The organism is Cupriavidus sp. OV096 (assembly GCF_900115455.1).
In the GTDB taxonomy this organism is placed as follows: domain Bacteria; phylum Pseudomonadota; class Gammaproteobacteria; order Burkholderiales; family Burkholderiaceae; genus Cupriavidus.
Genome location: NZ_FOWM01000021.1, coordinates 18,321 through 37,930, shown reverse-complemented (window position 1 = coordinate 37,930; position 19,610 = coordinate 18,321). Strand labels below are relative to the sequence as shown.

The window sequence follows — 19,610 nt, the reverse complement described above, 5'->3', positions numbered from 1 at the left end:
GCGCGCATGATCCTGATGCTGAAGAAGAAGGGCTACACGGTGGTGATGGTGGAGCAGAACTTCCGCTTCGCCGCGCCGCTGGCCGACCGCTTCTACGTGATGGAGCACGGGCAGATCGTCGAGCGCTTCGCCGCCGCCGAACTGCAGGCCAAGATGCCGGTGCTGAACGAACTGCTCGGCGTGTAGACACAAAGGGAACCGCATTTCATGACTTTCGATATTGGGATTCCCCTGCCGGCGCTGATGTCCCAGCTGCTGCTGGGGCTCGTCAACGGCGCGTTCTACGCGATGCTGAGCCTTGGGCTGGCCGTCATCTTCGGCCTGCTCAACGTGATCAACTTCGCCCATGGCGCGCTGTTCATGCTCGGCGCCGTGCTCGCCTGGGCCGGCATGGAGTACGCCGGCCTCAACTACTGGGTCATGCTGGCGCTCTCGCCGCTGGTGGTGGCCGTGCTTGGCGTGGTCATCGAGAAGACCATGCTGCGCTGGATCTACAAGCTCGACCACATCTACGGCTTGCTGCTGACGCTCGGCATCACGCTGGTGATCGAGGGCGTGTTCCGCTCGATCTACGGCGTGTCCGGCCTGCCCTACTCGCCGCCGGACGCGCTGCAAGGCGCCACCGACCTCGGCTTCATGATCCTGCCGAACTATCGCGGCTGGGTCGTGGTGGCCTCGCTGGTGGTCTGCTTCGCCACGTGGTTCGTCATCGAGAAGACCAAGCTCGGCGCCTACCTGCGCGCCGGCACCGAGAACCCGAAGATGGTGGAAGCGTTCGGCGTGAACGTGCCATTGATGGTGACGCTGACCTACGGCTTCGGCGTGGCGCTGGCGGCTTTCGCCGGCGTGCTGGCCGCGCCGGTGGTGCAGGTCTCGCCGCTGATGGGCCAGAACCTGATCATCGTGGTGTTCGCAGTGGTGGTGATTGGCGGCATGGGCTCGATCATGGGCGCCATCCTCACCGGCCTGGGCCTCGGCGTGATCGAGGGCCTGACCAAGGTGTTCTATCCGGAAGCGTCCTCCACGGTCGTGTTCTTCATCATGGTGATCGTGCTGCTGCTGCGTCCCGCCGGTCTGTTCGGGAAGGAAAAATAAATGCTGGATTCGCAAAACCCCCGCCGCCGCGCCGCGCTTTACGGCATCGCGCTGCTCGTCGTGGCGCTGGCGCCGATGCTCGGCGCCTACCCGGTGTTCGTGCTCAAGGTGCTGTGCTTCGCACTGTTCGCCTGCGCCTTCAACCTGCTGATCGGCTACACCGGCCTGCTGTCCTTCGGTCATGCGGCCTTCTTCGGCGGCGCCGGCTACGCGGCCGGTCACGCCATGAAGGTCTGGGGCGTGACGCCGGAACTGGGCCTGCTGATCGGCACCGCCGGCGCCGCCGTCACGGGCTGGGCGATGGGCGCGCTGGCCATCCGCCGCCAGGGCATCTACTTCTCGATGATCACGCTGGCGCTGGCGCAGATGCTGTACTTCTTCTGCCTGCAGGCGCCGTTCACCGGTGGCGAGGACGGCATCCAGGGCATTCCGCGCGGCAACCTGTTCGGCCTGCTGCCGCTGGGCGATGACCTCGTGCTGTATTACGTGGTACTCGTTATCGTGGTGGCGGCGTTCGCGCTGATCGTGCGGATCATCCATTCGCCGTTCGGCCAGATCCTCAAGGCCATCAAGGAGAACGAACCGCGCGCCGTGTCGCTCGGCTACGACGTAGATCGCTTCAAGCTGGCCGCCTTCGTGCTGTCGGCGGCACTGTCCGGGCTGGCCGGCTCGCTGAAGGCGCTGGTGCTCGGTTTCGAGACGCTGACCGATGTGCACTGGTCGATGTCCGGCGCCGTGATCCTGATGACGCTGGTGGGCGGCCTCGGCACGCTGACGGGCCCTATCGTGGGCGCGCTGGTGGTGATCGCGCTGGAGAACAAGCTGGGCGACCTCGGCACGTTCCTCGCCAGGCTCACCGGCTTCGACTGGTTCAACACGCTCGGCGAGTCCGTGACGATGGTGACCGGCGTGATCTTCGTGATCTGCGTGCTGACGTTCCGGCGCGGCATTGTCGGCGAGATCATCGCCAAGGCGGCGCAGTGGCAACAGCGCCGCCGTCCCGCCGCGCCGCTCGGTTCACATCTCGTCGATCGCGGTTGAGGCCGTGACCACGCCGGCCTCTTTCTCCAGCGAGAAGCGGTCGCGCGTGGTCACGTAGAAGCTGGCGCCGAAACGCCCCACGGGGAAGTAGTCCTGCAGGCGCACGCGCCAGCGTTCGGTGTCGATCAGCCCGTCCCGCGCATGCAGGCGCAGCACGCGGCCGATGAAGATCTGGCGGCTCGCGGTCTCCAGCGTCTCCCACAGCGTGCATTCGAACGCGACGGGCGCCTCGGCAATCCGGGGCACCGCCACCTGGGTGCACGGCGCCGCCGTGAGGCCCACCCGTGCCAGTTCGCTCACATCGGGCGGCAGCCGTTCGCCGCAGCGATGCATCTTCTCGGCCATGGCCTCGTCGCTGAGGTGCACCACGAACTCCTTCGTGCGCACGATATTCGCCGCCGTGTCCTTCAGCGCGCCGTCGCCCAGGCGGTTGACGCTGATCATCACGATCGGCGGCTCCTCTCCCAGCATGTTGAACATCGAGAACGGTGCGGCGTTGGCCGTGCCGTCTGGCCCGAGCGTGGTCACCAGCGCGATGGGCCGGGGCACGATCAGACTCGCCATGAGCTTGTAGCGCTGGTATTCGGTGATGGCGTTGAAGTCGATTTCCATGGGGTGTTCCGGTCAGCCCTTGCTGGTCTTTGGCAAGCCCAGCATCTGCGCCAGGCTCTTCTCGCCCTGCATGCGCGAGGTTTCGATCCGTTCCTCGAGTTCGCGCAAATGGGCTTCCATGCGCGCGACGGCGCCGGCCGCATCGCGGGCCTCGATGCAGGCGACGATGGCCGCGTGCTCGTCGTGCTCGCACGGCGCGTGGCCGGGCGGCTCGTAGAGGCCCACGATCAGCGAGCAGCGCGAGACCAGTTCGGTCAGGTAGCGTTGCAGCACCGGGTTGCGTGCCAGCGCCGCAATGCGCAGGTGGAAGCCGCTGGCCAGCCGCGCCCACGAGGGCTGGTCGAAGCGGTGCATGGCGTCGTGCTCCTCGGCCAACTGGCGGCGCAGGTCGCGCAGATCGGCTTCGGTCACACGCGTGACGGCGAGTTCCACCAGCACGCGTTCCATCGCCCGGCGGGCCTCGAAGATCTGGCTGGTTTCCTCGGGCGTGGGCTCGGCGATCACCGCGCCCTTGTTCGGCCGCAGCGCCACGATGCCATCGTGGGCCAGCTTCTCCAGCACCCGACGCACCACGGCACGGCCCACGCCGAACAGTTGGCACAGCTCCGGCTCGGGCAGCTTGGTGCCCGGCGTCAGCCGATGGTTGAGCACGCCGTCGAAGATGGCCTGATAGATGCGCGTATCGGCGTCCTCGGCGGTCTCTTCCTCGATCGGATCGACGGGCTTGACGGTCTCGGAAGTCCGCTTGGCGGCGGCCTTGGCGGCCGCGGGCTTCCTGGCAGCTTTGGTGGACATGACTTCGGTCAGGGAAACGATGGCCATGATATTAGCGTGAAGGGGTCACTGCGACAGGGTCCACGGCATCCATCGCGTCGCAGATCGCACCCGGCGTGGTCAGCCAGACCTCGCCATGGGAGCGCCGCGCCGCGATATGCGCCAGCGCCCGGCGCAGGTGCCGCAGCCGGTACGGCTGGCCCACCAGGTAGGGATGCAGCGCGATGCCCATCACCAGCGGCTGCGGTTGCTGCGGATCGTTGGCCTGCGCCAGCATCTCGTCGAACTGGTCGATGATCATGTCGGCGAAGGCGGCACCGTCGAGGTGGCGCGCGATGATCATCGGGATGTCGTTCAGTTCCTGCGGATAGGGAATCGACCACAGCGGGCCGCCGCGCGTGGCCATGCGCACCGGGCGGTCATCGTGTGCCCAGTTCAGCGTGTAGCGGTAGCCAGTCTCGGCCAGCAGGTCCGGCGTCACCATCGTCTCGGAGATCCACGGCGACAGCCAGCCGCCCGGCGCCCGCCCACTATGCGCCGCGATGCGCTCCCGGCAGTGCACCAGCAGCGCCCGCTCGCCCGCTTCGTCGAACTCGCTTTGGCGATGGGCATTGGTGTGGCCATGGCCGATCAGCTCGTCGCCGCGCGCCAGGCAGGCGTCCAGCACTTCGGGACAATGGTCATAGAGCGCGGTGTTCAGCAGCACGCCGGCCGGCATCTCCAGCCGGTCGAACAACTCCAGGCAGCGCCACACGCCCACGCGGTTGCCGTACTCGCGCCAGCTGTAGTTGAGCACGTCCGGCTGCGGCGAAACTGGCCCGAGGTTCGCGCCCAGCCCCTCGCCAAAGGCGAAGTGCTCGATATTGAAGCCGAGGTAGACCGCCAGCCGCGCGCCATTGGGCCAGCGGAACGGGTCGGCGTCGGTAATCGGCCGGTACGGAAAGCGGCCATGGTCGCGCAGCGGGCCGAAGGTGGGAAGCCCGGCGGTGGCCTGCGTGGCCGCCAGCGGACTCGGGTTTTGCGTCATGGAGGGATGCCTCTCATCAAATGTGCCCCGCTTTGGCTCATCGCGCACCGGATTCGTGCGACATGAACCATGACGGATCGTATGCAGCCAGGTTTGCAGATCGTTCGCAAAATGCGGGCCAGATCGTCTGCATCTTGACGGGTCAATCGCTCCGGGATCATTTTCGGTTTTGTCGACGGATTGGCACGGCTCTTGCGAGCCGGGTGGATCGAAGCACCCATCCCCATCGATCCGCCCATCCGGAGAACTGCCATGTTTCGTCCCCAACGCCGCGCCCTCCTCGCGACCGCCGCCGCTGCCTGCGTCATGACGGCGCTGCCCGCCCAGGCCGCCGACACCATCAAGATCGGCCTGATCACGGCGTTGTCCGGCCAGTCGGCGCGCGCCGGCGAGTCGCTGACGCGCGGCATGACCGTCGCCATCGACGAGATCAACGCCAAGGGCGGCCTGCTGGGTGGCCGCAAGCTGGAACTGGTGCGCCGCGACGACGAGGGCAACCCGGCCAAGGGTGTGCTGGCCGCGCGCGAGCTGATCTACAAGGAGAAGGTGGCCGTGCTGTTCGGCGGGCTCGACACGCCGGTGTCGATGGCCATCGTGCCGATCGCCAATCAGGAGAAGGTGCCGTTCATGGGCCCGTGGGCCGCCGGCACGCCGATCACGCGCAATGGCGCCAACCCGAACTTCGCCTTCCGCGTGTCCGCCGTGGACGAGGTCGTGGACAAGGCGATGCTCCAGTACGCCCAGAAGACCTTCAACGCCACCAAGCCCGGCCTGATCCTGGTGAACAACCCGTGGGGCGAGTCGAACGAGAAGGGCATCGTCGCCGCGATGGCCGCCAAGGGCGGCAAGCCGGTGGGCGTGGAGAAATTCGAGGCCAATGACGTGGATGTGGTGCCCCAGCTCGGCCGCCTGAAGGCCGCCGGCGCCGACGTGCTGCTGATGGTGGGCAACGTAGGCCCGTCCGCGCAGGTGGTGAAGTCGCTGGACCGCATGGGCTGGAAGGTGCCGGTGGTCTCCCACTGGGGCCCGGCCGGCGGCCGCTTCACCGAACTGGCTGGCCCGAACGCCAAGAACGTCCACTTCGTGCAGACGTACAGCTTCTTCGGCGCACAGACTCCGGTCAGCACGCGCGTGGTGACCGACCTCAAGGCGAAGTACAGCGACATCAAGGGCCCGGACGACATCACCCCGGCCGTGGGCGTGGCCAACGCCTACGACGCCACGCAGCTCGCTGCGCTGGCGATTGCCAAGGCCGGCAGCACCAAGGGCGATGCCATCCGCGAAGGCTTCTACAAGATCGACCGCTACGAGGGCCTGATCAAGACCTACGTGAAACCGTTCTCCCCGACCGCGCATGACGCCCTGAGCGAAAACGACTACGTCTGGGCGCAGTTCATCGACAACCGCATCGTGCCGGTGGCGAAGTAAGACAGGCGCTTCGTAGAAGCAATATCGATCGTTCAAGCGCCTGCCCTCTCCCCCGCCCCTCTCCCAGAGGGAGAGGGGCGAACACCGTCGGTTTGCTCCCCTCTCCCGCGTGCGGGAGAGGGGCCGGGGGAGAGGGCCGGCGCATCGTCGCGCGATATCGATTGGCAAGCAAAATCAAGGATTCACCATGCTTTGGATCTCCGCCCTCATCAGCGGGCTCGGCCTGGGCAGCATGTATGGCCTGATGGCCCTGGGCTTCCACATCACCTACGCGGTGTCCGCCACCGTCAACTTCGCGCAGGGCAGTTCGATGATGCTGGGAGCAGTGCTGACGTACAGCTTCGCGCAGACGCTCGGCTGGCCGATGCCGCTCGCCATCGTGCTGGCCCTCGGCCTGTGCGCGCTCTACGGGCTGGCCGTGGAATTCCTGGCCGTGCGCCCGTTCGCGAGCCGGGGCTCCAATGCGTGGCTGATGGCTACCGTCGCGCTCGGCATCGTGCTCGATAACCTGGTGATGCTCGCCTTCGGCACCGAGCCGCGCAGCCTGCCCTCCCCGCTCGCCGCACAGTCCGTGCAGCTGGGCGATACCGGCGTCGGCGTCTATCCGCTGCAACTGGTGATTCCCGTGGTCGGCCTCGCGCTGGCGGCCGTGCTGCACTACGTGCTGCGCCGCTCGCGCTGGGGCGTGGCGATGCTGGCCGTGGTGCAGAACCGCGACGCCGCGCGCCTGATGGGCATTCCCATCCGCCGCACCATCGCCGGCGCGTTTGCCATTTCCACGCTGCTGGCCGGCATTGCCGGCGTGCTGATCGCGCCGCTGTTCAACGTACAGGCGGACATGGGCACCGTGTTCGGCCTGAAAGCCTTCGCCGTGGCCATTCTCGGCGGGCTCTCCAGTGCCTGGGGCGTGATGATTGCCGGGCTGATCTTCGGCGTGGCCGAGGCGCTGATCACCGCATCACTGGGCTCCAGCTACACCCAGATCATCACGTTCGCGCTGGTGATTGCGCTGCTGGCCCTGCGGCCGGACGGCCTGTTCGGACGCGCGGAGGTACGCAAGGTATGAACGATTCGATGGTTTCTTCCAATCCGTCCGCCCCGCCGGCTTCCCCTGCGCCGCTGGCCCGGCCGGCGCGCGCCGCCGCCCCGCTGCTCGGGCTGGGCACGCCACTCCAGATCCTCGCCATGCTGGCGGTTCTGCTGGCCGCCGGCGGGCTCGTGCTGTCGCTCAACGGCTATTTTGTCTTCGTGATTGCCGGCGTGGCGATGCTGGCCATCTGCGGCGTGGGCCTGAACCTGCTGCTCGGGCTCACCGGGCAGGTGTCGTTCGGCCATGTCGGCTTCTATGCGATCGGCGCGTACACGGTCGCCATCCTGACCGGCCAGGCCGGCTGGAGCTTCTGGGCCGCGTGGCCGGTGGGCGCGCTGATCGCCGCGCTGCTGGGCGGCCTGCTCGCCCTGCCCGCGCTGCGCGTGAAGGGCCCCGGCCTGGCGATGGTCACCATCGCCTTCGGCTTTATCGTCGAGCACGGCGCCGTGGAGTGGCGCGCGCTGACCGGCGGGCAGAACGGCCTGATGGGCATCGCGCAACCGTCGTTGCCCGGCGTGGAAGGCGGCGAGCGTGCACTGGCGCTGATCGCGCTGGCCGTGCTGGGCGTGGCGCTGGCCGCCTATGCCCGCATCGCACGCGGTAGCTGGGGCGCGGCGATGCGCGCGGTGCGTGACAGCGAAACCGCTGCGGCGTCGATCGGTGTCAATCCGCTCGTGGTCAAGACCGTGGGCTTCGCGTTCTCCGCCGCGCTGGCGGGGCTGGCTGGCGGGCTGTTTGCGCCGCTGCAGGGCATGGTCACGCCGGGGATGTTCTCGTTCCTGCAATCGATCCTGTTCGTGCTGGTGGTGATGATTGGCGGGGCGGGCACGGTGGTCGGCCCGGTGGCGGGTGCCGTTGTGGTTGGCCTGCTGCCCGAGTTGCTGTCCAGCCTGGAGAACCTGCGCCTGCTCTGCTTCGGCATGCTGTTGCTGGTGGTGCTCTGGGTGGCCCCCACGGGCATGGTGGGCGTGGTGACGGACCTGCTGCGCCGCCTGCGGCCGGCCCGCGCGGCTGCCGCCCATGCTTCCGTGGCTGGCGCGCAGCTGCCGGTGCGACCGGAGGAGACGCGCCGGGGCCTCTCGGCGCTCGGCCTGTCGATGGTGTTCGGCGGCGTGCGCGCCGTGGACAACCTGTCGTTCGATCTGCCGCCGGGTCAGGTGACGAGCCTGATCGGCCCCAATGGCGCCGGCAAGTCCACCGTGCTGAACATGCTGTCCGGCTACTACCGTCCGCGCGAGGGCGGGCGCCAGCTTGGCACGGCGCCGCTGCCGGCGCGCGGCGCCTGCGACAGCGCCCGGCAAGGCATCGCCCGCACCTACCAGACCACGCAGCTCTTCGCCGGCATGAGCGCCACGGACAACGTGGCCATCGCGCTGACCAAGGGCCGCCTCGGCACGCTGCTCGGCATCGCCGGTTTCACCGCCCCCGCCGTGCGCGAGGAGGCGCGCGCACTGCTGGCCGCCTGCGGCTACACCGGCGACCCGGACGCCAGCGCCGCCGATCTGGCCCACGTGGACCGCCGCCTCGTGGAAATCGCCCGCGCACTGGCTACGCGGCCCGCCGTGCTGCTGCTGGACGAACCGGCCGCCGGCCTCTCGCGCGAGGACAAGGCCACGCTGGGCCGCCTGCTGCGCAAGATCGCCGATAGCGGCGTGGCCGTCGGTCTGGTCGAACACGACATGTCGCTCGTGATGGATGTCTCCGATGGCATCGTCGTGATCGATGCCGGCCAGCGCCTGGCCGTGGGCACGCCCGAGGCGATCCGCACCGATCCAGCCGTGCGCCGCGCCTATCTGGGCGACGCCGCCAACGCGCCGGCTCGCAAACCCTCGGCCAGCCAGCCGGTGGGTGGCGCGCCGCTGCCGGAAGTGCTGGGCGTGAGCGCGCTGCGCGCCGGCTATGGCGCCGCGCCGGTCCTGCACGATGTGGACCTGCAAGTGCGCGAGGGCGAGATGGTCGCGCTACTGGGCGCCAACGGCGCCGGCAAGTCCACGCTGATGCGTGCGCTGGCGGGCCTGCATCGCCCGGTGCAAGGCGGCATCACGTTCGACGGGACCGACCTCGCCCGGCTCGACGCCGCGCGCATCGCCGCGATGGGCGTGGTACTCGTGCCGGAAGGCCGGCAGGTGTTCCCGGAGCTGTCCGTGCTCGACAACCTCCGCCTTGGCGCCTTCCCGTCCGGCCCGCTCCCGCGCGTGGAGATGATGCGCCGCGTGGAATCGATGTTCGCCCGCTTCCCGCGCCTGCGCGAGCGCCAGCACCAGCGCGCCGGCCTGCTTTCCGGCGGCGAACAGCAGATGCTGGCCGTGGCGCGCGGGCTGATGTCGCAGCCGACCGTGCTGCTGCTCGACGAACCGTCGCTCGGCCTCGCGCCGAAGGTCATCGACGAGCTGTTCGCCTCGCTCGATACGCTGCGCGAGGCGTCCATCACCATCCTGCTGGTCGACCAGATGGCCGCGCTCGCGCTGTCGCTGGCGGACCGCGCCTATGTGCTGGAGGAAGGCCGCGTCGTGGCCAGCGGCCCGGCCGACGAACTCGCGCGCGACCCGGCGCTGGTGCAGGCCTATCTGGGAGGACATTGAACCCACGATGACGCCAAACCCGCATACCCCCGCCCTCGCCCCCAATCTCGCCCATTCCCGCGAGGGCATGGTCACCAGCCCGCATGCGCTCGCCAGCGAGGCGGGTCTCGAGATCCTGCGCGATGGCGGCACCGCCATCGAAGCCGCCATCGCCATCGGCGCCACGCTGGCCGTCACCTATCCGCACTTCACGGGGCTGGGCGGCGACGCCTTCTGGCTCATCAGCGACCGCGCTGGCAACGTGCGCACGCTGTCCGGCATCGGCCAGGCCGCGCAGGCGCTGCCGACGTTTGGCGAGTCGATTCCCACGCGCGGCCCGGGCGCCACGCTGACCACCGCCGCCACGGTCGATACCTGGGACCGCGCCTTCACCATCAGCCGCGACACCTGGGGCGGCCGGCAGGACTGGTCCGCGCTGTTCCGCCGCGCCATCGCCTACGCGCACGAGGGCTTCCCGGTCACGCCATCGCAACATTTCTGGCAGAACTTCCGGGCCGATGAGCTGGGCAACTGGCCCGGCTTCGCACAGACCTTCATGCCCGATGGTGCAATCCCGGCCATCGGCACGACATTGCGCCAGCAGGCGCTGGGCCGCAGCCTCGAACGCATCGCCGGCCATGGCGCGCGCGAGTTCTATGAAGGCGAGCTGGCCGAGCGCATCGTCGCCGGCCTGCGCGCCGTGGGCTCGCCGTTGCGCATGGCGGACCTGGCGCGCACCGCCGCGCGCGACGCGCTGCCGCTGCGCGTGCCCTATCGTGGCGGCGAGCTGCTGAGCCTGCCGCCGCCCACGCAGGGCGTGACCACGCTCCAGATCCTCGGCATCCTCGATCGATTCGACCTCACCGGCATCGCCGAGGGCAGCGCGGACTACTACCACCTGCTGGTGGAGGCCGTGAAGGAGGCGTTCATCGAGCGCAACCGCTACGTGGCCGACCCCGAGTTCGTCGACGTACCGGCCGAAGCGATGCTCGCCCCCGCGCGCCTGGACGCCATGGCCGCGCGCATCGACCCGGCGCGCGCGCTCGACTGGCCGCACGTCTACCAGCACGGCGACACCGTCTTCCTGAGCGCAGTGGACCGCGAGGGCCGCTGCGTGAGCGTGCTCCAGACCGTGTATTTCGACTGGGGCAGCGGCGTGATGGCCGGCGATACCGGCATCCTGTGGCACAACCGCGGCGCGGCGTTCAGCGTCGATCCCACCCATCACAACGCGATTCAACCGGGCAAGCGTCCGTTCCATACGCTGAATCCGGGCATGTATCTCAAGGACGGGAAGCCGCGCCTGCTGTACGGCACGCAGGGCGCCGACGGCCAGCCGCAGACGCTGGCCGCCGTGCTCACGCGGCTGATCGACTACGGCATGGACCCGCTCACGGCGCTGGCACGGCCCCGCTTCCTGCTCGGCCGCACCTTCTCCGATGCCGCCGACAGCCTGAAGCTGGAAGCCGACGCTGGCACGGACGTGATCACGGCCCTGGCACGCCGTGGCCATGAAGTCAGCGTCATTTCGCCGCAGAGCCCGCTGGCGGGGCATCCGGGCGTGATTGCCATCGGCGAAGACGGCGCGCTGGCGGGCGCGCACGATCCGCGCAGCGACGGTGTGGCGATGGGCGTGTAACACGGCACGGTGGGGATGTATCGGCTTTGTATCGGTGTGGAACCCACCCCGATGGGGCTCGTCAAAGCAATGACTGTCGCAAACTGTCGACCTCCGATCACGATGCGTTGCAGCGTGAAAGCCGGGCCGCGATAGTCCACAATCCCTAACGGAGGCCGCTACTGCCAGGCGACCCCCGAGTCCCCAGCAACCGCTCCCCTCTCGCCAAGGAGAACACCGTGCTGAGCCCACACGAACTGGCCACGCTGATGCTGATCGGCAACGGCCCCCATACCCGCTCCGATACTGCGGACGCACGCGAGATCGATCCCGTCGACCTCGATGCACTCGTCGCCCGCGAACTCGTTACCCTGCAAGCCGAACAAGGCCGACGGCCTTGCCCTCAAATCACTGCCCATGGCCGCTCGATGCTGAAAGCCGTCGGCCGGGAATGCTGAACCTTTCGCACTGACCTGACCGCTGACCGCTGGCGGCATCAATGGGATGCCGCCGGTCGATAGCCATCGGAGACGCTTATCGCCGGCTGGCAGTCTGACATCCCCGCGCGCCTCGACCGCCTGCCCTGGTCCGCCTGGCACTGGCGCGTGGCTCTCGCCCTCGGCATTGCCTGGGTGCTCGACGGGCTGGAGGTCACCCTCGTCGGCTCCGTGGGCGCCGTGCTGGAGCGGCCCGACACGCTCGGGCTCTCCGCCTCGCAGGTCGGCTGGACCGGGTCCCTATATATATTAGGGGCCGTCACCGGGGCGCTCGTCTTCGGCCGCATGGCCGACCGCCTGGGCCGCAAGCGCCTGTTCCTCGCCACGCTGTTCGTCTACATGACGGCGACGCTGCTGACGGCGTTCTCGCCGAACTTCGCGTTCTTCGCGCTGTGCCGCTTCCTGACCGGGCTCGGCATTGGCGGCGAATACGCGGCCATCAATTCCGCCATCGACGAACTGATCCCGGCGCGCGTGCGGGGGCGCGTCAACCTTGCCATCAACGGCAGCTTCTGGCTCGGTGCGGCGCTGGGTGCGGGACTGAGCCTGGTGGTGCTCGATCCGCGCGTGCTCGGCCCGGTCTGGGGCTGGCGCGCCTGTTTCGCGCTGGGCGCGGTGCTGGCGGTGGCCATCGTCCTGATCCGGCGCCACGTACCCGAAAGCCCGCGCTGGCTGGCCACGCACGGCCACCGCGCGGAGGCGGAGCGGGTGATTGCCGGCATCGAGGCCGAGGTGGCCGCGCGCCACGGCCCGCTGCCGCCGCCGGACCCCGCCGCGCACGTGGCCTACGCGGGCCGGCCCGTGCCGACCGTGCGCGAGATCGTAGGGCTGCTGGTGCGGCGCTACCGCACGCGCAGTGTGGTCACCTTCGCGCTGATGGTGGCGCAGGCCTTCTTCTACAACGCCATTTTCTTCACCTACGCGCTGGTGCTCACGCGCTTCTACGGCGTGGCGGAGGAACGCGTGGCGCTCTATATCTTCCCGTTCGCCATCGGCAATGCGCTCGGCCCGCTGATCCTGGGGCCGCTGTTCGACCGCGTGGGCCGCCGCAAGATGATCGCGGTGACCTATGTGCTGTCCGGCATCGGCCTCGCCGCCACAGGCTGGGCGTTCATGGAAGGCTGGCTGGACGCGCGCGCGCAGGCGCTGTGCTGGTCGGCGGTGTTCTTCCTGGCCTCGGCGGCGGCCAGTTCGGCCTACCTGACGGCGAGCGAAGTCTTTCCGCTCGAAATGCGCGCGCTGGCCATCTCCATCTTCTACGCGGTGGGCACTGGCACGGGCGGGTTTATCGCCCCGGTGCTGTTCGGCATGCTGATCGAGACCGGCAGCCGGGGGGCGGTGGCCGTGGGGTACGCCATTGGCGCGGCGCTTGTGATCGTGGCGGGATTGCTGGCGCTGCGGTTCGGCGTGGATGCGGAGCGGCGCCCGCTGGAGCACATCGCCCCGCCGCTGGGCTCGGAGGTGGATGTTATGTCAATCCATAATAAGGATCGATAAATGATGAAATAGCATAATTTTTGGACGACTGCTATGCTATGACATAACACCACCCTCGGTTTGACCTATGTCCTCCTTCGCCGCCCAGTTGGGCCAGCTTCGCAAGGCGCGCGGCCTCTCGCTCGGCGCTGTCGGCCGTCTGATCGGCATGGCGGCACCCAACCTGTCGGTGGCCCTGAGCGGCAAGCAGGATGTGCGCGGATCAACACTTGAGGCCATCGCCACCGCCCTCGACGCCGAGTGGGTCCTCGTACCGCGCGAGCATCTGGCCGAAGTCCAGCGCACCGTGAGCGGCAAGGCCACCGGCCCGGACCGCGCCGCGCCCACCTCGGTCGACCTGCTGCTCGGAGACGCCGATGCCTGACGGCCTGCGCCCGCGCTATCTCACCGTCCACCTGCACAACATGCTGTGCGGCTATCTTTGCGAGGCCGGCCGCACCACGCGCTTCGTGCCGGGCGAAGCCTTCCGGGGCGATGCCGGACGGCCGACGCTGAGCCTCTCGCTGACGATTCCGGGCAACGAGGCGCTGACCGCCACGATCCTCGCCAACCCGTTCCATCCCGCGCTCTACAACACCCATGGCGAGCTGCCGCCTTACTTTGCCGGCCTGCTGCCTGAGGGCGAGCTGCGCCGGCGGCTGGAAGCCACGCGGCACCATCCGGACGACCGCGACGACTTCGGCGTGCTGGCCGCAGCCGGCGAAGACCTGCCCGGCGCGCTGATCGTCCGCCCGGCGGACATTGACGCCCTGCCTGACACCGTGCGCACCGTGGGCGTGACCGGCGGCGCGGACAACCTGGAAATCGCCGTGGTGGAAGGCGCCACCGAGGGCGCGGCATCGGTGTCCGGCGTGCAGAACAAGCTCGCGCTGTCCACCGCGCACGCCGGCAAGCGTTACACCATGCCCACCCACGGGCGGCTGTCGGACCTGATCGCCAAGCTGCCGGCCCGCAACGACGACAGCCAGATCTTTAACGAATATGTGTCGATGCAGCTGGCGCAGGCGGCCGGCGTGGCCGTGGCGCCGTGCAAACCGCAGCCGCTGGCGACCATCGACGTACCCGGCCTGGCCGAAGCGCTCGGCGCCGACCTGCACTTCCTGGCCGTGGACCGTTTCGACCGCGAACCCGGCGGGCGCGTGCATGCGGAAGACGGCTGCCAGGTGCTGACGCGTATGCCCTCGCGCAAGTACGCCGGCAACGACGCCTACGTGGCCATCGTCCGCCTGCTGGAGCGGCTCAGCGTGCGCGGCATCGAGGACGTGCGGCAGTTCTTCATGCGGCAGGCCGTGAACACGCTGATCGGCAACAGCGACGCCCATCTCAAGAACTTCTCTTTTCTGTATCGGAACGGGACCATGCCCGAGCTGTCGCCCGCCTATGACATCGTCAGCGTGGCGGCGCTGTCCGGCTTCGCGGCCTTCGGCCAGAACGTGGCCATCGACGGCCTGCAGCGCAAGCAAACCCTGGAGACCTACCGCGACTTCGCCCGCGAGGCCAAGATCGCCGAGCGCATCGCGCTGGCGGCCGTGAAGGACGCCGTCAGCCTGGCCCGCGAACGCTGGCCGGCCCTGCTCGACACCCTGCCCACGCCGCCGGCCATGCGCACCGTGGTGCTGGAGCGGCTGGAGACGCTGCCGCTGGCACGGCTGGCCCGGCGCTGAGAGCTTCCCCGGAAGGCTTCCCCTGAAGGCGTCCCCTATCGCCCCGTGGCCGCTGCAGCGTCGGCCTTTTTCGGATCGGCGACGATGGTCGCGCCGGCATCCTTCAGCAGCCGCTGGAAGTCCGGCGAGGTCATGATGATTTTCCCGGCCGCCGCACGCAGGCGGTCGACGGCCTCGGGCGGCAGGGAGAACGATGTGGGAAGTTCATTGAGGTAGGCCAGTTCTTCCTTGTCCTCCAGCCGGGCGAACGACACGTCGATGGCGTAGATCGTCGCGTCTGGCGTGCGTAGCGCACGGGCGACCCCCGCATCCTTGTTCGCAGCGAACGCCGCCGAGCGGCGCACCTCGCCCATGGCCCGCCAGCGCGCCTGACTGTCCTTCAGCAGTTCGGTCGCCTCATAGGAATAGTGGTCGATCGGCACGCCGGCAGCTTTCACCAGGATTTCGATCATGCCCGGCGGAGATTCGGACTTGTCCCATTCCGTCTTGGGCACGGAAAGCGAATTGACGACAAAGACCACGATGTGGCGCACCTGATCGAGCGGCGTCTGGAGGCCGACCAGATGCAGCGCTTCCATCAGTTCCAGGGTATCCAGCACGCTGCGCATGCCGAGGTTGTCGGACACGCCGCCATCCACCACATGGAGATAGGGTCGGTTGATGCTGTCGCCAAACTCCGCCTCTTCCTTGATATGGCGACTGGCGCGCGCGGCGGGCCGGGGCGGCTCGCTGTCATGGATAAACGGCTGGATCCAGTCCGGCGGCGTGTAGTGGCAATTGCCGCCGTAGTTGTTCAGGGTGATCGGCGTGAGCACCACCGGCACGGCGGACGAGGCCGCCGCCGCCCGCGACAGCCGCACGGCGTTGAGGTCCGAACACAGCACATCGAACGTGGCCTGCGTAAAGGGCAGGCGCGCGCCCGTGGTGATATCGGTGGCCGAGGCCACGATAAAGGGGCCCTGCCCCCGGTTGAGGTCGCCGAACGTCGCCCCGTTGAACAGGATTTCATCGTAGAGGTCCGCCGCCAGTTCCGAGCGGCCCCATCCGCTCGACCACAGGGATGGCCAGTAGGCCGGATTGAAGGTCCGGCGCGTGATCGTGCCTTGCACATCGCGCTTGAGGAAACGCTGCTCGTAGTCATCGAACAGCTTTTCGCCGTAGAGCCCATAGGCCAGCGCCGTAAAGCTGCCGCCCGACACCCCGGTCACCACGCTCACATGATCGAGCAGGCGCGACTTGCCGCGCGGCCCGACGACTTCCGTGTTGCGCAGGAACTCCAGGACGCCATACGAAAAGGCCGCCGCGCGGGTCCCCCCGCCCGAAAAGGCCAGGATGACGAGGTTTTCCTTGCTGGCCGCGAACTGGGGCCGCGTAAAGAATCGATAGCCGGCATTCTGGTCTGCCTGGGCGATCGGCGGATTGACTGGCCGGCTCGCACAGCCGCCCAGCAGGAGGGACAGGCCAGGCAGGAGCCAGAACGCAAGCGCCAGCCATATGGAGGTGGCGGGGGTGGCGGGGGTGTTCTTCATCCCTAGCTCAGCCCATCCAGCACAAGATGCTGCCCGTGGATCGCCTGAGCGCCATCGGAGGCCAGGAACGCTACCGCACGCGCTGCCGCGCCAGTAGACACCCAGAGCGTATGCTCCGCCGCCGGCATGGCATTGCGGTTGGCCGGCGTGTCCAGGATGCCCGGGGCGATGCTGTTGACGTTGATGCCCGCCGCGCGCACCTCGCGCGAGAGGCTTTCCACCAGCCGCTGCAGGGCGCTCTTGGACGCGCTGTAGGCCCCCATCGTGGCCGCGCCGGCCGTGGCGCCGCGCGCCGAGACGGCCACGACCTTGCCGCTGCGCTGGAACATCATCGCCGGAATGAAATGGCCGGTCACGGCGACGAAGGACCACGCGTTCAGATCCATCATCCGCAGCCAGGATTCCCGGCTCAGCGTGTGGGTGGGCTCGCCCATTTCGAAGCCACCGGCCACGTGGACCAGCACGTCGACCGCGCCGAAGGCATCGAGGATGGCCGCCGCCACCGGCGCCATGGCCGTGTCGGACGTGACGTCGGCCGCGTGGAGCAGCATGCCGTGCTGCCCGGGCTCCGGATGGGCAAACACGGTTTGCAGGTGCTGCAGGTCACGGTCGATCAAGGCCAGCCGGGCGCCCTCGGCGGCGAAACGGCTGGCCACGGCGCGGCCCAGCGCGCCGGCGGCGCCGGTGATCACGACATGACGGGGAGGTGCGGTCGCATCCATCGATGGCTCCATGAAAGTTGCCCTTCCACCATAGAACCCGCGCGGCTGGACCGCAAAATGTTGCCGCGCGCAAAACTGTACAGCGCCGGCTGCGCCCATCTGTGCATGGCGGGCCACAACCGGCTCGGGCATGATGCGGCTCCGGCCATGCCGGCGGGCGTCGCGCGGCGCCCGGCACCACACTGTTCCAGGACCCGAATTGCCGCTTACCCGCCTCAAACAAAGTCAGACACTGCTGGCCGTGCTGGCCCTGATCGGCTCCATGGCCTCGCTGTGCGTGGGCACGTCGTTCGCCAAGAGCCTGTTCGGCGTCCTGGGCGCCCAGGGCACCACGGCGCTGCGGGTAGGATTCTCGGCCCTGATCCTGCTCTGCGTCTGGCGGCCGTGGCGTTTTCCGCTCACGCGCGCCAATGCCCGCGCCATCGCGCTATACGGCGCCGCGCTGGGCGCCACGAACCTGCTGTTCTACATGTCCCTGCGCACGGTGCCGCTGGGGCTGGCCATCGCCATCGAATTCACCGGGCCGCTGACCGTGGCCGTGCTGTCCTCGCGCCGGGCGATCGACTTTCTCTGGATCGGCTGTGCCGTGACGGGCCTGCTGTTGCTGCTGCCGGTCGGGGCGACCGCGACCCACCTGGACCCGGTGGGCATCGGCTATGCGCTCGCAGCCGGGGTAGGCTGGGCGCTCTATATCGTATTCGGGCAGATGGCGGGCAATGCGCATGGCGGCCAGGCCACCTCGCTCGGGCTGACCATGGCCGCGCTGGTGACGCTGCCGTTCGGACTGGCCCATGCGGGGACGACGATGTTCAGCCCGTCGCTGCTGCTGGCCGGGCTGGCCGTGGGGCTGCTGTCGAGCGCGATTCCCTATTCGCTGGAGATGGTGGCGCTGAAACGCCTGCCGCGCCGCACCTTCGGCATCCTGCTCAGCATGGAGCCGGCCATGGGCGCGCTGGCCGGGCTGGCCTTCCTGCATGAGCAGCTCACGCCGCTCCAGTGGGTGGCGATTGCCGCGATTATCGTGGCGTCGATCGGCTGTACCGCGACCTCCCGGCGCCAGGCGCCGATCTGACTTACCACCTGACTTAGTTAGCGGCGAACCAGTCGCGCGGGAGCCATTCGGCCGAAGGGGCCGGGGCCTTGCGCGGTTCGGCCAGCGTCAGAGTCACTTCGTGGAGCAGGCTGTCCTCGGGATTGCGCCGCGTGGCAAAGCCGCAATCGCGCATGATGGCCAGCATGCGGCGGTTTTCGCTGAGTACGTCGCCCCGCATGCCGCGCAGGCTGGCGGCGCGGGCCAGCTGCTGGAGCCGCTGGATCAGGCGCCGGCCCAGTCCCTGGCCCTGCCAGTTGTCCGCCACCACCACGGCCAGTTCGGCCTGCCCCTCTTCATTCACCACATATTCGGCATTGGCGACGATGACCTCGCCGAAGGTGACGACCAGCGCCACATCATGGTTCTGGCGACTCACGAACTGCGCGAGCGTCTCATTCGCCACCGGGCCGCCGGTCAGGAAGCGGTAATAGCGGCTTTCGCGCGACAAACCATCCACAAACGTGCGCAGACGCCCGTGATCGGACGCCCGGGCGGTGCGCAGCGTGACCTGCACACCACCCCGCACGGTCCAGCTTTCTTCACTGATGGTTGCTTGCGCGTCGCGCTGCTCGTTCATCCACTTCATGACGCGCTCCTGACTACGTTTTATGTAGCCAGGAGTATAGGCGATACCCTGACTTTTGCAAACGTAGTTAGGGTGCTATGCTGGATTCACCATGACCGAGCCTACCCATCCCGCCCTGCTGCCTTGCTCCATCGCCGCCACCCTTTCCCTAATCGGGGAAAAGTGGACGATGCTTATCTTGCGCGATGTGTTTTCCGGGGTGCGACGGTTCGACGATTTCCTCCAGCGCCTGCAGTGCTCGCCGGCCGTGCTGTCCGCGCGGCTCAAGACCCTGACTGAAGCCGGCCTGCTGCGCCGGGTCAGCTATAAGGAACCGGGCGAGCGCGAACGCTTCCAGTACCACCCGACGCGCGCCGCCGTGGACCTGCTGCCGGTGCTGGTCGGCCTGATGCAATGGGGCGACGATCACCTCGCGCCCAGCGGCCAGGGGCCGGCGGAGGTTCGCTCGAAGCTGTCCGGCCTCAAGATCCGCGCCGCACTGATCGATGAATCGGGGGCCCAGGTCGCGCCGAACGACATGCAGTTGCTCTCCCCCTACGCCGTCACGCCAGACACCCGCAACGGGGGCTGACCGCCTTCCCCACTCCCGGTTGCGCCCTCCCCGCGCGCACCGTGCGGAATCATTGCACTGCACCATCCCCGTGCCCACGCCCCATGCTGGCGCCGCACCATGATGCATAAACGTGCATCAATCGCCGCTTTTCGTCCGAAACCCGGCTTTCCACGCGCCTGATACGTCCCAATCCCGGCTGGCACACCGCTTGCGATAAAGAGCA

18 protein-coding genes and 1 pseudogene are annotated in these 19,610 nt (G+C 68.4%); 13 read left to right on the top strand and 6 right to left on the bottom strand.

What is annotated here, in order from left to right:
* The 3 genes and pseudogenes from BM115_RS26695 to BM115_RS26685 all read left to right on the top strand — a co-directional run.
* A pseudogene (locus BM115_RS26695) lies at positions 1-186 on the top strand (ABC transporter ATP-binding protein); the annotation flags it as partial.
* A 21-nt stretch (positions 187-207) separates the two neighbouring features.
* Entirely contained in the window at positions 208-1,095 is an 888-nt protein-coding gene (locus BM115_RS26690; RefSeq protein WP_092301874.1) for a branched-chain amino acid ABC transporter permease, read from the top strand.
* Positions 1,096-2,136, top strand: coding sequence for a branched-chain amino acid ABC transporter permease (locus tag BM115_RS26685; RefSeq protein WP_092301871.1), 1,041 nt, complete (start codon positions 1,096-1,098; stop codon positions 2,134-2,136).
* On the opposite strand, the gene BM115_RS26680 is transcribed toward BM115_RS26685, so the two are convergent.
* From BM115_RS26680 to BM115_RS26670, 3 genes are read right to left on the bottom strand one after another with little or no spacing between them, the layout of a single operon-like run.
* Positions 2,113-2,748 (bottom strand): flavin reductase family protein, encoded by a 636-nt coding sequence (locus BM115_RS26680; protein WP_092301868.1) that lies wholly within the window; start codon positions 2,746-2,748, stop codon positions 2,113-2,115. The two genes, BM115_RS26685 and BM115_RS26680, sit on opposite strands and share 24 nt — an antisense overlap.
* Positions 2,749-2,760: 12 nt before the next feature.
* Positions 2,761-3,570, bottom strand: a complete 810-nt coding sequence (locus BM115_RS26675) for a GntR family transcriptional regulator (protein WP_255371010.1) — start codon at positions 3,568-3,570, stop codon at positions 2,761-2,763.
* Between the two features lie 4 nt (positions 3,571-3,574).
* The gene (locus tag BM115_RS26670; protein ID WP_092301865.1) at positions 3,575-4,549 is read right to left on the bottom strand and encodes a polysaccharide deacetylase family protein; all 975 of its coding nucleotides are present in this window, start codon (positions 4,547-4,549) and stop codon (positions 3,575-3,577) included.
* Positions 4,550-4,801: 252 nt separating this feature from the next.
* On the opposite strand from BM115_RS26670, the gene BM115_RS26665 reads away from it, so the two are divergent.
* The 8 genes from BM115_RS26665 to BM115_RS26630 all read left to right on the top strand — a co-directional run bounded on the left by BM115_RS26665 (position 4,802) and on the right by BM115_RS26630 (position 14,904).
* A complete protein-coding gene (locus BM115_RS26665; RefSeq protein ID WP_092301862.1) occupies positions 4,802-5,977 on the top strand; it encodes an ABC transporter substrate-binding protein in 1,176 nt (391 codons plus the stop codon).
* Between the two features lie 187 nt (positions 5,978-6,164).
* The gene (locus BM115_RS26660) at positions 6,165-7,043 is read left to right on the top strand and encodes a branched-chain amino acid ABC transporter permease (protein WP_092301859.1); all 879 of its coding nucleotides are present in this window, start codon (positions 6,165-6,167) and stop codon (positions 7,041-7,043) included.
* Entirely contained in the window at positions 7,040-9,649 is a 2,610-nt protein-coding gene (locus tag BM115_RS26655; RefSeq protein WP_092301856.1) for a branched-chain amino acid ABC transporter ATP-binding protein/permease, read from the top strand. Before BM115_RS26660 ends, BM115_RS26655 begins: the two co-directional genes overlap by 4 nt.
* A 7-nt stretch (positions 9,650-9,656) precedes the next feature.
* Positions 9,657-11,267 carry a gamma-glutamyltransferase family protein gene (locus BM115_RS26650; RefSeq protein ID WP_255371009.1) on the top strand — a complete coding sequence of 537 codons (1,611 nt, stop codon included), beginning with the start codon at positions 9,657-9,659 and terminating at the stop codon, positions 11,265-11,267.
* Between the two features lie 218 nt (positions 11,268-11,485).
* A complete protein-coding gene (locus tag BM115_RS26645; protein WP_092301853.1) occupies positions 11,486-11,704 on the top strand; it encodes a hypothetical protein in 219 nt (72 codons plus the stop codon).
* A 78-nt stretch (positions 11,705-11,782) separates the two neighbouring features.
* Complete coding sequence (locus tag BM115_RS26640) at positions 11,783-13,240, top strand: MFS transporter (protein WP_092301850.1); 1,458 nt, start codon at positions 11,783-11,785, stop codon at positions 13,238-13,240.
* Between the two features lie 67 nt (positions 13,241-13,307).
* Complete coding sequence (locus BM115_RS26635; RefSeq protein ID WP_092301847.1) at positions 13,308-13,604, top strand: helix-turn-helix domain-containing protein; 297 nt, start codon at positions 13,308-13,310, stop codon at positions 13,602-13,604.
* Entirely contained in the window at positions 13,597-14,904 is a 1,308-nt protein-coding gene (locus BM115_RS26630; RefSeq protein WP_092301844.1) for a type II toxin-antitoxin system HipA family toxin, read from the top strand. Before BM115_RS26635 ends, BM115_RS26630 begins: the two co-directional genes overlap by 8 nt.
* Positions 14,905-14,939: 35 nt before the next feature.
* On the opposite strand, the gene BM115_RS26625 is transcribed toward BM115_RS26630, so the two are convergent.
* The gene (locus tag BM115_RS26625) at positions 14,940-16,433 is read right to left on the bottom strand and encodes a patatin-like phospholipase family protein (RefSeq protein ID WP_092301841.1); all 1,494 of its coding nucleotides are present in this window, start codon (positions 16,431-16,433) and stop codon (positions 14,940-14,942) included.
* Between the two features lie 2 nt (positions 16,434-16,435).
* Complete coding sequence (locus BM115_RS26620; RefSeq protein ID WP_092301838.1) at positions 16,436-17,155, bottom strand: SDR family NAD(P)-dependent oxidoreductase; 720 nt, start codon at positions 17,153-17,155, stop codon at positions 16,436-16,438.
* 199 nt (positions 17,156-17,354) lie between these two features.
* On the opposite strand from BM115_RS26620, the gene BM115_RS26615 reads away from it, so the two are divergent.
* The gene (locus BM115_RS26615) at positions 17,355-18,227 is read left to right on the top strand and encodes an EamA family transporter (protein WP_255371008.1); all 873 of its coding nucleotides are present in this window, start codon (positions 17,355-17,357) and stop codon (positions 18,225-18,227) included.
* A gap of 13 nt (positions 18,228-18,240) precedes the next feature.
* Here BM115_RS26615 and BM115_RS26610 read toward each other — a convergent pair whose 3' ends face one another.
* The gene (locus BM115_RS26610; protein ID WP_092301883.1) at positions 18,241-18,825 is read right to left on the bottom strand and encodes a GNAT family N-acetyltransferase; all 585 of its coding nucleotides are present in this window, start codon (positions 18,823-18,825) and stop codon (positions 18,241-18,243) included.
* A 100-nt stretch (positions 18,826-18,925) separates the two neighbouring features.
* On the opposite strand from BM115_RS26610, the gene BM115_RS26605 reads away from it, so the two are divergent.
* The gene (locus BM115_RS26605; protein ID WP_092301835.1) at positions 18,926-19,405 is read left to right on the top strand and encodes a winged helix-turn-helix transcriptional regulator; all 480 of its coding nucleotides are present in this window, start codon (positions 18,926-18,928) and stop codon (positions 19,403-19,405) included.
* The last annotated feature ends 205 nt before the right edge of the window (positions 19,406-19,610 follow it).